General features: G+C 65.4%; 5 protein-coding genes and 2 pseudogenes. 6 read left to right on the forward strand and 1 reads right to left on the reverse strand.

From position 1 onward, the window contains the following. Nucleotides 1-568, forward strand: a pseudogene (locus tag CCR94_RS25750) (hypothetical protein); the annotation flags it as partial. A gap of 276 nt (nucleotides 569-844) precedes the next feature. Here CCR94_RS25750 and CCR94_RS21620 read toward each other — a convergent pair. After that, nucleotides 845-1,111: pseudogene (locus CCR94_RS21620) on the reverse strand (efflux RND transporter permease subunit); the annotation flags it as partial. Nucleotides 1,112-1,690: 579 nt separating this feature from the next. On the opposite strand from CCR94_RS21620, the gene CCR94_RS21625 reads away from it, so the two are divergent. The 5 genes from CCR94_RS21625 (at nucleotide 1,691) to CCR94_RS21645 (ending at nucleotide 17,216) form a co-directional block, all read left to right on the forward strand. Then, nucleotides 1,691-2,422 (forward strand): secretin and TonB N-terminal domain-containing protein, encoded by a 732-nt coding sequence (locus CCR94_RS21625; RefSeq protein WP_104510234.1) that lies wholly within the window; start codon nucleotides 1,691-1,693, stop codon nucleotides 2,420-2,422. Next, a complete protein-coding gene (locus CCR94_RS21630; protein WP_104510237.1) occupies nucleotides 2,419-2,931 on the forward strand; it encodes an RNA polymerase sigma factor in 513 nt (170 codons plus the stop codon). The genes CCR94_RS21625 and CCR94_RS21630 overlap by 4 nt, the downstream gene beginning before the upstream one ends. A 94-nt stretch (nucleotides 2,932-3,025) precedes the next feature. After that, the gene (locus tag CCR94_RS21635; RefSeq protein WP_104510239.1) at nucleotides 3,026-4,024 is read left to right on the forward strand and encodes a FecR family protein; all 999 of its coding nucleotides are present in this window, start codon (nucleotides 3,026-3,028) and stop codon (nucleotides 4,022-4,024) included. Nucleotides 4,025-4,184: 160 nt separating this feature from the next. Next, nucleotides 4,185-11,387, forward strand: a complete 7,203-nt coding sequence (locus CCR94_RS21640) for a filamentous hemagglutinin N-terminal domain-containing protein (RefSeq protein WP_104510241.1) — start codon at nucleotides 4,185-4,187, stop codon at nucleotides 11,385-11,387. Nucleotides 11,388-11,423: 36 nt separating this feature from the next. Next, entirely contained in the window at nucleotides 11,424-17,216 is a 5,793-nt protein-coding gene (locus CCR94_RS21645) for a filamentous haemagglutinin family protein (protein ID WP_104510244.1), read from the forward strand. Nucleotides 17,217-17,489 lie beyond the last annotated feature (273 nt).

Here is a 17,489-nt window from a genome sequence, read left to right on the forward strand (position 1 = left end):
CGCAAAATCTCAAGCAGCGACACCGCCATCCGACAACCTCCGATTCGGGTTGTCGTTGATAGATTCACACATTTTCGCCCGCGGGAATCCTAAAGCTCCCTCAAAGTCTAGAGAACTGAACAGCCCTGCGCAGCCGGAGCGGCGCGGTGGCGTGAGTGATGTGTCTTTGGGTCAGGCTTGGTTTTTCAGCCGCCAGCTTTCGTTGCCGGTCTCAACGATGTCGCAATGGTGCGTGATGCTGCGCGCCAGACGACGCGCGCTGGAGCGCGATCTCGATCTTGTCCTCGCTACACCGACCGACTGTCAGCTGACCCGAGACTTGCTGGCGAGGGGCGGTCGCGCTCGCGATCAACTGCTGACGTTCTGCGACTTTCCCGGCGAGGTCAAACCCACCAACAACGTCAGCGAAAGCAGCTTGCGCCCAAGCGTCCCTCAGCGCAAGGTCGCCAACGGCGACCGCGCCAGATGGGCCGCCGACTTCGAAGCCGGCGTGCGCACCGCTGTGGATACCGCGCGCCTGGCGGGCGAAGGTCCGTTCAAAACCATCCTCAATATCGTCACGCACTGACGCCGATGCCGCCCGTCCAGGCATGCCGCGCCGGAGAAGTCAGAATCGCTGGATTGGGGCGTGGGCAATTGCGCATTGGCAGGCGCTGAACAAAGCCTTCAATATCAACCTGAGCATCGACAGGGCCGCCCCTCGGCGCGCCCTGATCTGGTTCAGGCTTTGGCGCCTGGGGACCTACCGCGCGCTGGAGGGCCAGGAGCGACGAGGGCGAGAAAGCGACGAGGGCGAGGAGACGCAGGGGCGTTTCCTGTTCCACGTCGCGCCCTGGTCGTCCCGTTACGGCGACTCAGCCGGGTCCGCTTGCGCCGCCGCCGGCGCGGCCTTCCGACGCTCCTGGCGGCCGATAAAAAACGCCATCACCGCGACGAAGAACACCGGTACGAACACCACGGTCAGCAGCGTCGCCGAGACCATGCCGCCGAACACGCCCGCGCCCAGCGCCTGTTGACTTTTGGCGCTGGCTCTCGTGGCGATCATCAGCGGCGCCACGCCGAGGATGAAGGCCAGCGAGGTCATGACGATCAGGCGGAAGCGCAGCCACGCTTCGCCTTGACCTGGGGGACTCCGTAAGAAGCGCGTCCAGCGCAGTTTCGATCTGGCTGTCAATTGCCGCAAAAACCCGCAGGCGGGAAGTATGGGGTTGCAAGGTTGCTAACCCAAAGCCACTCGCGCATGACGAACTTTTGTTACTCGCACCCGCGAGCGGCCTCTTTTTGAAACGGATACTCTAGGACGCGACCGCCATCTGTCCAAAGACTTCGAAAGCGGCATCGCCGCCGCCGAGGGCTGGCTCATCTTCGCCAACATCCGGCTGTTCTCAAGCCGCCTCGTGCGAGCTTGAAACATGACGATCATTATGAGTCAGACTCTCGGGATTTTGCGCAGGCGACATGCCGCGGCATTTGTCCCCGGAGATGTCGTCAAACCGTAATATAGGTTGACTAGTTTTCGCCGGGAGCCGGAGCTTTGAAAGAAACGATGCGTCACCGTTGCGCTTTCCGGGCCAACAGGCGGAGCGTCAGGCGTTTCGGATGCTCGCCGCCGCGGCTGAAACGCAGCGTGGACGCAGGTGGCCCTTCAAGGAACTGTGGGTGAGCTTAATTCGAGCCGGGATCTGAAATCGTGTTCCGCTTTCGTTTCGAACAAGCGGGGATTTCCGTAATTGCGTTGGCATTCGCGGCAATGATCGCCTTCTCCACCTCCGGGTCCATCCAAGCGGCAACGATTGGCGCTGCGGCTTCGCCCCGCGGGACGCTCATCAGTTTCGATATTCCATCCCAGCCGCTGGCTTCGGCGCTGGACCGCTATGGCGATGCGACGGGGCGTGAGGTCTTCTATGATGCGGTGCTCGCCGCGGGCCGCAAATCCGCCAGCGTCTCCGGCATGTTGACGCCAGAGCTGGCGCTTCGCGCGCTGCTTGCGGAAACAGGGTTGTCGGCGCGCTTCCTGGCCGACGATACCTTCGTCCTATTGCCGACTGCGGAGGTTGAACGCCAGCCGGTCGTTGACGCCGCGCCGCAAGCGGTTCGACAACGATACTACGCGCGGATTCAATTCGCCCTGAGAGACGCCTTCTGTCGGAGCGGTGCGCAGCCGGGACGCTACCGGGTCGTGGCCGTGTTGTGGATCGGTGCGAGCGGTGATCTCCAGCGCTCTCAGCGACTTGGCTCGACGGGCGTGTCCGATATCGACCGCAGAATAGACGCGACGCTGCGAGACGTGAGGCCCGGCGAGCCGCCGCCGTCCGGCTTCACGCAACCCGTCCTGATCATGATTGTGCCGCAGCAGCAGGGTGTGACCATGGGATGCGGGCTGGATGCCGCCAGTCAGCCGGCGGCGAGAGCCCGACCATGACTGATGCAAACCTCGTCAAACTTCGGCGGCTCTTTCTCGATCGCTATGACAATCTCAAGGCTAAGCTGACGCAGCGCCTAGGATCGGCCGATCTTGCCGGTGATGCGCTTCAGGACACCTGGATTAAGTTGGCGCGCACGGAAACGGTCGGGATCGTACAGAGTCCGTCCAGCTATCTCTTTCGTGTCATCCTCAATGTCGCGCGCGACAATCGGCGGGCCGAAAAGCGTCATCTGACAGCCATGGAGATTGAGAGCCTGCTCGATCTCGCTGACGACACGCCTCACCCGGCGCAGGTCGCGGAAGCACGCTCCGAGCTGCATGCATTCGAGGCCGTGCTGGCGGAGCTTCCGCCGTTGCGGCGCGCCATCCTGCTGGCGGCTCGTGTCGATAACCTGCCGCGCCAGGAAATAGCCGATCGCCTCGGTATTTCCTTGCGACTCGTCTCCAAGGAGTTGCGGCTCGCCCACGAATACTGCGTCGCGCGCCGCAAAGAAATGAAAGACTGACCATGCGCGTCAGACCCGCGAGAAACGTCATAGAAGCGAGGCCCCCAGCGACCAATCGCTGTGCGGCGACGGCTCCGGCCGGCGCGAGGCGAGTATGAGCGACATCAACAAGACGGTTCCCGAACTCGACGCCTTGCACCGCGAAGCCGTCGCTTGGTTTCAGCGACTGACCTCGGGGCAGGCGACGATAGACGATGCGGAGGCGTTGAAGCGTTGGCGGGATCAGAGCGCGGCCCACAGCGCGGCGTTGGCCGACGCCAGCCGGGCCTGGAGCGATGTGGGCCCGGCGGGACTGAGCTTGCGACGGCGCGACAGCGAGCGGGCCAACGGGCTCGCTTATTGGCGCAGGAGGACGATGAGCCGTCGTGCGGTTCTGGGCGGCGGGCTTGCCACGGCCGCGGCCGCGTCCTATGCGGTGATCGATCCGCCGCTCGGCCTCTGGCCATCGCTGTCCGAATTTAAGGCCGACTACCGGACCGCCACCGGCAGGCAACTGAGCGTGACGGTCGCCGACGACGTCTCAGTCCAGCTTAACACGCAGACCAGCATCGCCGTCCAACCGCCGGACGGCGAACGCGCCCGACTCGAACTCATTGCGGGGGAGGCATCGTTCGCCACCGCGCCGGAAGCGCGGCGCTCCCTTGTCGTGCGCGCGGGAGACGGCAGAACAGTGACCAGCGATGGCCGCTTCAGCATCCGCAATATCCGGGCCTCGGAGAGTTGGGTGTGCGTGACGTGCTTTGGCGGCGATGTAAGGATCGAACACAAGGCAGGGGCGACGGCGCTTGGTCCGGGCCAGCAGATCCGATATGACGCGACCGGATTAGGACGTATCGCCACGGTTGACCAGGAGAGCGCCTCGGCCTGGCAACGCGGCATTGTCGTGTTTCGCGCGACGCCGCTCGCCGAAGTCGTCGTGGAGATCAACCGCTATCGGCCGGGCAGGATCGTCCTCCTCAACGCCGCGCTGGGGCGGAAGTTGGTCAACGGTCGCTTCCGGATCGATCAGATGGACGAAATTTTGGCGCGGCTGGAGCTGGCTTTCGGCGCAAAAAGCCACGTTCTGGCAGGCGGAATCGTCCTGCTGAGCTGAGAGTTAGCCGCGCAAATGTTGGCGCGCCGCCAAAATCTTGCGGGGAGCCGTGCGCGATCGGATCCGGGATTCCGTCTTAACGGTAAGACCCCTCTGGTCCCGACGGTAGGCCATTGCCGGCCACGCCGGCGATGCTTGTCTGCCCGAAGGAGTTGCTCCCGTGCCCGTCAACAATGCCGCGTCGCATCTGCCTCGCTCGCTTCGGCTTTTCAATCATGCGACTTGGCTCACCGGCGCCAGCATGCTGACGCTGGCGGTGGCGCTGAGCCCAGCTCACGCCCGCTCGCTCGGCTACTCGGCTGTGTATTCGGCGACCACGGCGGCGACCGATGCCGCGGCCGCGTCGGCACAGCAGGCGGCGACTGCTGCGAAGCAAAGCCAAGCCTCGATGCTGCGGGCGACGCAGGCGCTCCAGGCGGTGCAGGCGGCAAAGAGCGCGGCGCGCGCGGCGGCGAGCGCGGCGCCGACCACCGTCACCGACGGGCTGTCGCCGGGCGGCCTGATCGTCGATCCACGTGTCGCAGCCGGCGTCGCCAATCTTTGGGTCAACGCCAACCTGCCGACGCAATCGTCGAGCAACGGCCGCATCACCGTCACGGCGCAGCAGACCGCGCAGCGCGCCATCATGACCTGGCGGCAGTTCAATGTCGGAAAGAATACCACGCTGCATTTCGACCAGACCGGCGGAAACTCGGCCAATGGAAATTCCTGGGTGGCGCTGAACCGGATCGACGCCACCGGCTCGCCGAGTGAGATCCTCGGCCAGATCAAGGCCGAGGGGACGGTGCTGCTGATCAATCCCAACGGCATCATCTTCACAGGCAGTTCGCAGATCAACGTCCACACGCTGATCGCCTCGTCGCTGGACCTCAACAGTTACAGCGGTTATGGCGTGACCAACGTCGGCGTATTCGACGCCAATGGCGGCTATCGCTCGTTCACGGTGAACGGTGCGACCTTTTTCGCGCCGGTGAACGAGAATAACGGCAACACCCAATTTCTGGCGAGCGGCCTCTACGCCAATGCCTCAGGCGCCGTAGGCGGGCCCACCAGCCTGATCGTTTCGGCCGGCAATCTTCCCTCCGGGCAGGCCAACCAGGGCATCGTGGTTCAGCCGGGCGCCGTGATCGCGACCGACGTCAGCGGTTTCGACAATGGCGGCTATGTCGCCCTGCTTGGACCGAAGGTGAGTAACGCCGGCAGCATCACCACCTCGGCCGGCCAGATCATCCTGGCGGCGAGTTCCACGATCGGACTGACCCAGCCATCGAGCAGCAACACCGCCATCACGGTCACGATCGTGCCGGCGAGCGGCTACTTCCCCAGCGTCAACAATAATGGTCTTGGATACACTCCCGCCGCTATTTCCGGCGGCGGCTTGGTCTCCAATGAGGTCAACGGCCTGCTGTCATCGCCGCGCGGCAACATCACGCTGGCCGGCGATTGGGTCAACCAGTTCGGCGTCGCCCGGGCGAGCACCAGCATCACCCGCGCCGGATCGATTGTGATCAACGCCAACCAACGGCTGACGCTCGGCAGCGACAGCGTCAGCCTGATCGACGCCGATGAAAACGGCGAGACCATCCCGTCGGACGCCGCGTCGCTCGCCAATTTCGTTGCGCCGAAAATCACCATCACCGCCGCCAACATGGACATGCAGGGCGCCACTCAGGACGGACCGGGGGCGCTGGTGCTGGCGCCCGGCGCCGCGATGACGGTGATGACAGGCGGCGAACTGGCGCAGGGCGGCCCGACATCGCCGGTCGGCCGAGTTGTCCTCGAAGCCGGCAGCGCCATCGATCTGGCCGGCATGAACGCCACCGCCTCGGTCACCGACACGCTCTACACCTTCAAGGTCACCGCCAACGATGTCGCCGATACGCCGCTGGCGCGGAGCCTGATCGGCAAGACCGTGACCATCGATCTCAGCCGCAGCGGCACGCGCGCCGATGGCGAGACCTGGGTCGGCTCGCCGCTGTTCGCCTCGAGTGGCGCCGGCTATTTGGCCAACGTTCCGAAGACCATCGATCAATTGCTTACCAAGGGCGGGGCATTGACCTTCGCCGGCGCCAGCGGCGGCTTCGCGCCGTTCAAGGACGTGCTTCAGGCGTCCGGTTCGGTGGTGAATGTCTCCGGAGGCATACTCGCGGTCGCCGGCGGCGAGATTCATACCACGCAGGTGATCGGCGCCGATGGCCGCCGTTACGACATCAGCAGCGCCGATCCGTTTATCACCAATCAGATTGCCGGCGGCTTCGTCGTCAATCATCCGCATTGGGGCGTCACCGAAACCTACGACAACGGTCTTTTGGCCACGGGTTACTACAAACCCGGCTATCTCGACGGCATCAGCGCCGGCAGCCTGTCGGTGACGGCAGGGACCCCGATACTGGAAGGCGCGACGCTGGCGTCGGCGTGGACCTCGCCCTACCAGGCGCAACTCGCCCTCAGTGATACCGGCGCCGGCGGCGCTCAGCTCACCCCGGATCAGCTGCCGGTGGGCGGCGCGCTGTCGATCACCTCGGTCGGCGCCAACGGCGGCGGCGGCGCCTCGATCATTCTGCGCAAGATCACCGAGGATGTGCTCGGCGCGGATTTTGCCTTCGGATCGACGCTGACGCTGCCGACGGTCGATCTCGTCACCAGCTACATGACGACCTTCGATACCTCGACCTGGACGAGGTCGCCGCCGATCCCCGTTGTGACGACGACGCCGGTCATCGCCTATTCGACCGACATGCTGTCGGCCGGCGGCTTCGGCTCGATCACGATCGGCAGCAGCAGCGCGCTGTCGATGGAGAAGGGCGCGGTGCTGAAGGTCGCCGATGGCGGCAACATCAAGCTTTCCAACGCCACCACCATCGACGGCAGCTTGATTGCCCATGGCGGCAAGATCACCATCACCGGCTACACCAGCAACTACGTTCCTCCCGTCAACGCCGTGACGATCGGCGCCGATGCGCTGATCGACGTCTCCGGCCTGTGGGTCAACGACACCGGCGCCCGCGGCGACGCGATCCTGGGCGCGGCGCATATCGACGGTGGATCGGTGACGATCCAGACCTATGCCGAAGGCGCCAATGAAAGCGGGGTTTTTTATTATGATGGGACCCCCAACATCACCGTCGATGCGACGCAGAGCATCGTGCTGGCGGCCGGCAGCGTCATCGACCTGACGAGCGGCGGCTATGTCGGCGTCACCGGCAAGCTCAAGACCGCCGCCAGCGGCCTGCCGGCAGGAGCGGGCGGAAATCTCGCTTTGCTGACCTATGCCCAGAATCCAAGCTACGCCAACAAAGGGTGGGACAATCCCTACGCTGACATGGGCAATTCGGCGCCCTATTCGCAGGATGGGGCGAACCGTCCGAACCAGGCCAATGTGTTCATGGACGGCGCCATCTACAGCGGCGGCCTCGCTACCGGCGGCGCATTCGCCCTGCAGGCGCCGACCATCCAGATCGGCGGCGTTTCCACAGTCACCTCCTATGCCTCATCGAGCGCCCGGGCCGGGGAGATCGACCTTCCGGCCTCGTTCTTCGCCGCCAACGGCTTTTCCAGCTATGCGCTGACCTCGACCTGGGGCGGCGTCACCGTCACGGCCGGCGCGAGTGTGCTGCTGCAGCAGAAGAATTATCTGCTGTCGGGTTCCGTGCGGCCGGCCACCGGCGCGCGGCTGCGCGATGTCGCGGCTTTCGGCGTGGCGACGGACGGCCTGCGCCAACCGGTCAATCTAAGCCTGACCCAGCAGCCTTTCGCCTATGCCGACATCAATCATTTTGTCTCCGGCGCCGCCGCCAATCCCACCGACCTCGCCGTCAATGCCGGCATTCTGGTGGATTCCGGTGCGGCGATCGTCGGCGAAGCGAAGGCTGCGATCACGCTCACCGCCGGCGGCCCTCTCACCATGCTCGGCAGCATCACCGCCCATGGCGGCAGCATTACGCTGACCAACAACGGCGCCGGAATCTATCCGAGCTTCATTAAGCTTGGCAGCCATCTGAGCCCCGGCCAGACCGAGGCGCCGCTCGACATCTGGATCGGCTCGCAGGCGGTGCTCGATGTCAGCGGCAGCTTCGTCGCCAATCCGCTGGTCACCACCTACCTCACCGGCGCCGCGCTCGACGGCGGCTCGATCGCGATCAGCGGCGGGCCGATCGTGGCGATGCCGGGATCGCTGTTCGACATCTCCGGCATCAGCGCCAGCGTCGAGGAGCCGGGCGTCACGAAAGGGATGTTCCGATCCGGTTTTGTGGCCCGTCAGGTGTGGAGCAATGGCGGCTCGCTGTCGCTGACCAGAAATCAGACCACCGACTATTATCTCGGTTCGGGGGCCTCGTCCCAGAACCTCTATTTTGACGGCACGGTCCGCGCATCCGGCGGAGCGCCGCTCGCCTCCGGCGGCGCGCTGACGATCGGCGGGTATTTCGACGGCGGGGCGTCCTATGCCTCGCTGATCATTTCGCAGAGCGACGCCTCGACGACGGCGCTTTCCACCGCCGCGTTGGCCTCCAACGGAAACTATCCGGTCACCCTGAGTGAAATCACCGCGCTGCTGACAAATTCGGCCATCACGGCGAACAGCGCGCATATCAACGCCGACCTGCTGAACCACAGCGGCTTTGCCTCCGCCACGCTGATGGCGACGACCATCGCCTTCAGCGGCAATGTCGATATCGCTCTGCCCGGCGCGCTGACGCTGGCCGGCAATCTCGCTCTGCTGCCGACCGGCGGCGCCAATCCGAACTATTCCGCGGCCTCGATCGGCGCGACCACGGTGAACATCGACGCCGGCTCGCTGCTGTTGGTCAGCAATACGTCGAAGACGCCGACATTGTCCGACGGCACGCTGAACCTGCACGCTGCGGCGCAGATCGATCTCGCCGGCTACATAACTATTTCCAACGCCGCCGACGTCCATCTCACGAGCGGCGGCGACATCCGCCTTCTGGCCGAAACCGATCCGCAATTCTCGCTCGGCAATTTCTACTGGACCAATATCAACACCAACACCCCTTCGCCCTACTTCAAAAACGTCCTCGACAATCTCAGCCTTCTCACCTCGCAGAGCACGATCCAGACGCCTGGTCTGCTGCAGGTTCCGAATAATCTGACGTTGACCGGACGTGAGGTCTATCCGGCGACGGATTCGGCTTTCGTGCTGATGTCGCGCGGCCTCGGCGCCGGCAGCGGCGCGGTGAACACCATCACCATCGCCTCCAACGGCCAGACGCCGGGGACGCCGCTGTCGGTCAATGGCGCGATCCTCGTCGATGCGCCGTCCATCGTTCAGGCCGGTGCGCTGATGGCGCCGCTCGGCGCCATCCAGCTCGGCTTCACGGCCGGAGTCCTGCCGACACTGTGGACCGACGCTCCGGTCAGCGCACCGCATCTGGTGGCGACCAATGCGGTGACGCTGGCGGCGGGAAGCCTGACCTCGGTTTCAGCAGCGGGACTCGAAATCCCGTTCGGCGCCACCGTCAACGGCATCGACTGGTCGGCGATCGACAGGGGCGTTGCCGATTACGTCACCAGCAACAACGGTACCGTGAATTTCCCGACTGTGACCGCGCCGCCGTCGAAATCGATCGTTCTCAAAGCCGCGGTGGTCGACAGCCGATCCGGCGCGGTGGTCGATGTCAGCGGCGGCGGCGACATCTACGCCACCGAATTCGTCGCCGGCACCGGCGGCAGCCGCAACGTGCTGCTGCAGAGCAGCGCAGACAAGGGCCAGACGGTCTATGCGCTGGCGCCGTCCTATGCGGCCGCCGTGGCGGCGAGCGATCCCTATTACGATCAGAGCCTTACGGTGGGCGCCTCGGTGACCCTGCCCGGTGGCAACGGCATTGCGGCGGGCGCCTATACGCTGCTGCCGGCGAGCTACGCCACCTTGCCCGGGGCCTATCGGGTGGTGGTGACCAAGACCGACACCGGCAACAGCCGGTCGTTCAGCACAATGATGGCGGACGGCTCGATCCTGATGACCGGCACGCTCGGCAACGCCGTCACCGGCGCGCGGTCGTCGCAGACCGCGCTGTTGCAGATCCAGTCGAACGCGGTGTGGAACAAATATTCCGAAATCGACATCGCCCACGCCAACAGCTACTTCGCCGTGCTCGCGGCCAAGACCGGCGCCGTCACGCCGTATCTGCCGATCGATGGCGGCGTGCTGCAGGTCAACGCCACTACGGCGCTGACGCTGGCCGGCAGCTTCAATTTCGCGCCGGCCTCGGGCGGGCGCGGCGGCGAGGCCGATATCGGCGGCAGCAATTTGCTGGTGCTGGCGTCTGACCTCGCCCCGCCGACCGCCGATGCCGCCGCCGGCTATATCGTTCTCGACGCCGACCAGCTCAGCCATCTCGGCGCCACCACGCTGCTGCTCGGCGGCGCCAGCACGCTCGGCGCCAAGGGCCGGACGATCGTGGCTTCGGCGGGCAATCTGGAGATCGAGACCGATGCCGACCATCCGCTGTCGGCGCCCGACTTGCTGTTGGTCAGCAAGCCGAATAGCGGCGGCAATGGATTGACCATCGATTCCGGCAGCGTCGTCCGCGCATCGGGTACAGTCCCGACCGGGACCGAGCTTGCGCTCAGGTTCGGCTCGGGATCGCTGATGCGGGTGTCGAACGGCATCCCGGTCGTCATCACCCAGACCGGCAATACAGCGGACGGGGTTGCGGTCGCGATCGGCGCCGCGCCGGGGACCGCCGTCGTCGATGCCGCGTCCGGCGCGGCGGTCGTCATCGACGCCACCTCTTTCGCGCTTGCGACCAGCGGTTCGAGCGCGATGGCGGCGAATACCTTGCTGCAGGCGCGGAATTTCGATCTGTCCGGCAACATCATCAATCTCGGTTCGGCTCCTGCCGGCGCCGCCGGCCTGACGATTTCGCCTGCGCTGATCGCCGCCTTCGCCGGGGCCGACACCGTCAGCCTGCACAGCGCCGCCGGCATCGATTTCTTCGGGCCGGCGCAACTCGGCAATGCGGCGGCGCCGATCGGGCTGTTGTCGCTGGACGCCGGCGGCCTCTACGGCGACGGCGCTGCGGTCGGCATCTCGGCCACGGCGATCATGCTGAGCAATAGCCGAGGCAGTGCGGCGGGCGCGTCGCTCGGCGCCGGCGGCGGCCTGGCCGTCAATGCCAGCAGCACGATCACGCTGGGGGCGGGGACTAAGCTGCTCGACGGCTTTGCCGGCGTGGTCTTGACGGCCGGTGAAAAGATCATCTTCGCCGGCAGCGGCAGCCTCGATGCGGGGACGGCGGCGGTCACGCTGGCGACGCCCAATGTAGTCGCGGCGGCCGGCGGCAGCCAGTCGCTCGCCACCACAGGGTTGCTCAGCATCCTGCCAGGCGCGAGAGGAGCGTAGGCGGTCTCCGCGAAGGAGATCGGCGGCGGCCTCGCTTTGACCGGCGGTCGCATCATCGACAGCGGCACGGTCACCGCGCTGGCCGGCAAGTTGACGCTCACCGCCACCTCGGGCGAGATCGAACTGACCTCGGGCGCCAGGATCAATGCCGGCGGCTCGCACATCGTGCTGTTCGACGCGACCGAAGACGCCCCGGGCGGCATCGTCAAACTGATCGCGAGCAACGGCAACGTGACGATTGACGCCGGCGCCGCCGTCGATGTTGCGGCGACCGGCAGCGGATATGCCGGCACGCTCGCGATCCAGACCGCGAAGACGGGCGCCGCGACGCTGAACGGCGTGCTCTCCGGCGGCGCGGCTTACGACGATCTCGGCGGCAATTTCGTCCTGAGCGCCGGGCGTCTCGTCGGCGCGCTGCCGTTTGGCGGCGGCTTCACCGGCGGTTTCGAGGTCGCGTTACAAAGCGGCGACATTGTCATCGGCGCCGGTCAAACCCTGACCTCCGGCGCCGTGGTGCTGGCCGCCAATGGCGGCAGCGTGATCGTCGATGGCGCCATCGACGCCAGCGGTCCGTCCGGCGGCAGCATCGCGCTGTATGGCGCAGGCAATGGCGGCAGTGGCGGCGTCGCCATCAATGCGGGCGCGCGGTTGCTGGCGCGCTATCGCGCCGACAATCCCAACGATCCAGCATACGGCAATGCCGCATCCACTTTGGCGCAGACCGGCGGCGTCATTACGCTGGGCGCGTCCGGCGCGCCGACCGGCGGCCTTGATCCGACCTATGGCTACCAACAGGTCGCGCAGTCCGGCGCGATCACAGTGGCGGCCGGCGCCGTGCTCGACGTCAGCGGCGGGCCGGGCGGCACTGACATCAACAATGCCGGCGGCGCCATCCTGATCCGCGCCCCGATCCTGACCAGCGGCAATGTCAATGTCTCGTTCAGGGGCACGGTGGTCACCGCGGGGCAGGGCGGGCCGAGCGGCAATGGCGTCATCCTCGACGCCTATGCGGTGTGGAGCGCCACCGACGGCAGCGCCGCCGGAAAGCACTTCGACGGCATCATCGATCCCGCCGGCTGGTTCGCCAATGACGGCGCCGCCTTGCCCGGTGTTGATCAGAACGGCTATGCCGTCACCGCGCCGACGCCGAGCAATCCGCTGGCGACCGGTTCGCTGTTCACGCCGACGACGCCGAACGGCGATCACATCGCGTTCTATCAGACCACGCTCGTCAACTTCGTCCAATCGGCGCTGGACGCCACGGCGCTCGCCGGCGATTTCGCCGGCACCAGCGGCGTCAGCTTAGGCAGCACTCTGCATCTGCGGCCGGGCGTCGATCTCGTCAACCCGTCGCGCAGCATCAACAGCGGCAATATCACCGTCGCCAGCAACTGGAACCTCGGCGCCGGCGTGGCCGACAGCAACGGCGCGGTCACGCTGTTCTATCGCACCACCAACGCGATCGATCCGGGCGAACCGGGCCAGCTCAATCTCGCCGCCGTCAACAACGTCCAGGTCAACGCCACCATCAGCGACGGCTTCTTCGCGCCCTACAAGGCGACTGCGCTGCCGACGGTCATTCCGGGAAGCCTGACGACGCCGGGATCAATCAGCTACGGAACCCCAAATGTCGCCATCGCGGCCTATCAAACCGAGTTGGCTGACAGCCAGTTCAGTTACTACTCCAGCCAACTGGATGGCGATGGAAATTATAGCTACGACGGTGGGATGTATACGATCTCTGACGTCTTCGGCGGCTATATCGATACCAGCCTGATCGGGCCGGCCACGCTTCAGGCGCCGGCGATTTTCTCGGCCGGAAACGCCAATGTCATCGATCAGTATAACCAGGCTTACGTCGGCTACGTCGGGCTGTTTAAGGTCTATGCCCACGAGACGAACTGGGATTCCTACGAATATGTTCCTCCCGCGACGCTGGGTGTTTCCGCGCCAAATCATCTTCCTCCAGCCGCCCCCACCAGCACAACGGCCTGGAACTACGCGACCAAAGGAAGTGGCTACATCTGGCAGTATGCGGAGTACCTTGTCGATACCAACGTTATCAACCAGGGCAGCGCCGCCTCGCTCGGCGATCTCACGTCGATGTCGCAGTCGACGCTCCTGAGCAAATTGGACACGATCGTCAATGACAATTGCCTGTTGTGCGTCGCTTACGCCCCGCCTTTCGCCCCCTATTACACGCCCACGGGTTCCACCGTTGTCGTTGGCGGCATAACTTACTCTGGAGGCGATGCTTCGACGCTGCCGGCGATTCAGTCGGGCTATGTCGCAACGACACCGGTCCCGATCGCCGTCCCTCCAGTCGGCTTCACGCCGCCTTCATTGTCCTCGCCGGCCACCGCGGCGCAGACCGCGGCGGCGCTGGCGATGATGCAGAACGCCATCGCCAACAATCCCGGCGTCGACGGCGTGCTGAATCCGCAATATGTCACGGCGACCTCGGCCGATTTGATGCCGGTCGGCTTCGCCGGCGGCAAGGGTTCGTTCTCCTATGATTTCGTCGCCGGCGCGAACCTCGGCAGCGCCGGCGAGATCGCCGCCAATCCCCACGCGGTCGTGGTGGCGCCGGCCGGGACCATCACCACCGGCGCCAACCCGAGCGACAGCGTCACGCTGGATGGCCACACCGCCTACTACAATCCGCAGGACACCGCCCGGACGGTTGATATCCCGCATGTGATCCGCACCGGAACCGGCTCGATCACCATCACGGCGGCGGGCAGTTTCGAGGTGCTCGACGCCACGTCGCCGGGCGCGGTCTATACCGCCGGCGCCGTCGCCGCCAATGCCGCCGACTTCACCGCGCCGTTGGTGGCCACGGCGTCGTCGCTTCCGGCGAGTCAGAGCGGCGCCGCCGGTCTGTTCACCACCCCGGTCTGGGCGACAAGCGGCGGATCGGTCACGATCACCGCCGGCGCCGACATCGTCGGCATCGAAACCCCGATCGACGCCGACGGGTCGCAGACCGGCGCCAAGAACGTCACCACCGGGGAGTTCTGGGCCGCCTGGTACTACCGCGCCGGCCTCAGCAGCGGAACCGCGACGCCGTTCGACCCGAGTTACAGTTCCTATGGCCAATCCGCTTACCAGAACAGCACCTGGGTCAATTACGGCACGTTTTTCCAGGGGCTGGGCGCGCTCGGCGGCGGCAACATCAGGTTGAAGGCCGGGGCTGACATCGTCGATATCTCGGCGTCGCTGCCGGAGACAATTCAGGTCAGCGGCGGCGTCTCGGCCAATGGTCCGGCCGCCACGGCGCATTATTACGGCGGCGGAAATCTGGTGGTGCAGGCCGGCGGCGATCTCACCAGCAGCGCCTTCTACGTCGGCCGCGGCGCCGGCGCGATCTCGGTCGGCGGTAGCGTCACGGCCACGCGCGCCAACCCGGTGACCGGCGCGGCGACGCAATTCCAGCCCTACAGTGTCGATGGCGGCGGCAAGGTGCAGCTGGCGGGGACGCCCATCGCGCTGCCATTGCTGCTCGCCGTGCAGGACGGGACGATCGCGGTCCGGGCGACAGGGTCGATCAACGTCGGCGGCGTCATCGATCCGGCGACGCTGCCGTTCGCCACCGCTGGCAATGTCCAGCGATTGAACAGCGCTTTTACAGACCTCTCCATCGCGACGAACAACGGCAACCCGGGACTTGTTCCGCTGGGATTCGGCGCCGTCTTCGCCAGCTATGGCGCAGATAGCGGCGTGTCCCTGCTGGCGGTGTCCGGCGACCTCGGCCTCGATACGCTCGGCCAGATCCCGGGCTTCAACCTGAAGACCAGCGGCGCCATCAGTAACAGCGCGGGCATCGCCTATGAGCCGGTGTTGCCCGCGACCGTTCGCGCCGAAGCCCTGCTCGGCGATCTGACGCTCGCCACCGGCGCTGACGGCGGAGCGATTTTCAGGAGCTCTGACGCGTTTTTTGCGCCCTCCAGCTTCTTCCTCGCACCCTCCGCCAACGGCTCGTTCGCGCTGCTGGCCGGCGGTTCGATTTCCACGTTCTATCCATCGCGGCAAATCTATCAGTCGTTGGTCATGCTCGACGCCACGACAAGGCCAGATGTCCTCGACAGCGCCTTTTCGCTGTTCCCGTCGCTGCTCGGCACACCCTATCCGACGACGCTGACGCAGCCGCTGCACGCCGGCGATGCCGATCCGGTCGTGATCTATGCCGGCGGCGACATCAGCGGCGCCTTCGTATTGTTGAAGGCGGCGAAGATCGAGGCCGGCCACGACATCGTCAACACCAGCCTGGTCGGCCAGAACAACAGTTCCGGCGACATCACCAGCGTGATCGCCGGCAACGACATTGTCGCCCGGCAGACCACGGCCGCGAACGTCACACTCTACGATCAATCGAGCATCTTCGCTGTCTACGGTCCCGGCGCGCTGCTGGTCGAGGCCGGCCGCGATCTCGGGCCGTTTTTCACCGGGAGCAGTTCGAATGGCATCCAACTCGGCTCTATCAAGCTGAGCAGCGGCATCCTGGCGCTCGGCGACGGCAGCACGCTCGGCAGCGCCGTGGTGAAGTCCAATCTGCCGGTCGCGGGCGCCGACATCACCGCCTTGTTCGGCGTCGGCTACGGCCTCGACGTCGCGGCCGCGATCGCGGCCTATGTCGATCCGGCGGGGGCCAAGACCGGCGGCATCGACTATCTCCCCGATATCGCCAAACTCCTCGGCGTCAGCGAGGCCGACGCTTGGGCGACGTTCAAAAACCTGCCGCCGCTGCGGCAAAAACTGCTGCTCGAACGCGCCTTCCTGGATTTCCTGACGGAGGTCAACCGGGACTACAGCAACGCCGCGAGCCCGTATTATCAGCAATATGCGCGGGCCTATCAGAGCATCGCCACGCTGTTCCCTGCCTCGCTCGGCTACACCGACAACGACAGCGGCGGCAACAACGGCGCCTCCGTCCTGGTCCACACCGGCGACCTGCGGATGGCGCGCTCGCTGATCGAGACGCAGACCGGCGGCGACATCAACATTTTTGGCCCGGGCGGCAACGCCTTTGTCGGGGCCAACGCCGCCGACAAGCTATCGCCGAGCCAGCAGGGCATCCTGACGCTGCAAGGCGGCTCGATCAGGTCCTACACCGACGGCAGCGTGCAGGTCTATCAGAGCCGGATCTTCACTGAGCAGGGCGGCAACGTCGAATTGTTCTCCGCCAATGCCGACCTCAACGCCGGCAAGGGGCCGAAGAGTTCGTCGGCCTATCCGCCGCTGCAATTGATCTGCGATGGCGATGGTTATTGCCGGGTGAGCCCGTCGGGTCTGGTGACGGGCGCCGGCGTCGGCGCGCTGCTCTCGATTCCCGGACAGGATCCGAAGCTGAGCAATGTGGTGCTGTCGGCGCCGCACGGCACTGTGGATGCGGGCGCCGCTGGCATTCGCGCCGCCGGCAATCTCAACATCGTGGCGTTGCAGGTGCTCAATGCCTTCAACATCCAGGTCGGCGGCGCGTCCACGGGTATTCCGGTGGTGCAGGGTCCGCCGGTCGCCGCGCTGACGGCGGCCAACAACGCCGCTGGCGCCGGGCAACAGACGTCGCTGCCGGCGCAAAACAACACCAGTGACAGGCCCTCGATCATCATCGTCGAAGTGATGGGCTACGGCGGCGGCGATGGCAATCCCGGCGACAACAATAACAACGACGATCGTCGCCCAAAGCCGCCGGGCCGGCAAAGCTACGATCCTAACGGCATGTTCCGTGTGCTCGGGAATGGCAATTTTACCGAGGAGCAGACGAAGGATCTGACCAACGACGAAAAACAGCGGCTGTATAATCAGATCAGCCGGAACGGCGCCTTTTAGAGACTGGAGTGGCCTCGGGGTGGATGGAATCAGGCCACTCTTATGACCGTGGTCAAGCACCCGGTTCAAACAGCCAGCGCAGGCGCCTTCGCGCAGGTTCAATCGTTCGACAGCGAGGAGACGGGATGGACCTAAAGACGACGGTTGATCATGCTCTTATCCGCGGGTTGGGTACGGCATTTCCGCAATTCGTCTTGGGCTATCCCAGTCTAGAGGTCGGGCGTTGGATTGCGCCAGCCACATAGTGGCGCTCGGGAATTCCCCACCGTGGCC

Origin of the sequence: Rhodoblastus sphagnicola (assembly GCF_002937075.1) — a bacterium.
Lineage (GTDB): Bacteria > Pseudomonadota > Alphaproteobacteria > Rhizobiales > Beijerinckiaceae > Rhodoblastus > Rhodoblastus sphagnicola.

Excerpts from the sequence above, each read along its gene's own strand:
- CCR94_RS21630 (WP_104510237.1), top strand. The coding sequence starts at position 2,419 with ATGACTGATGCAAACCTCGTCAAACTTCGGCGGCTCTTTCTCGATCGC.
- CCR94_RS21635 (WP_104510239.1), top strand. The coding sequence starts at position 3,026 with ATGAGCGACATCAACAAGACGGTTCCCGAACTCGACGCCTTGCACCGC.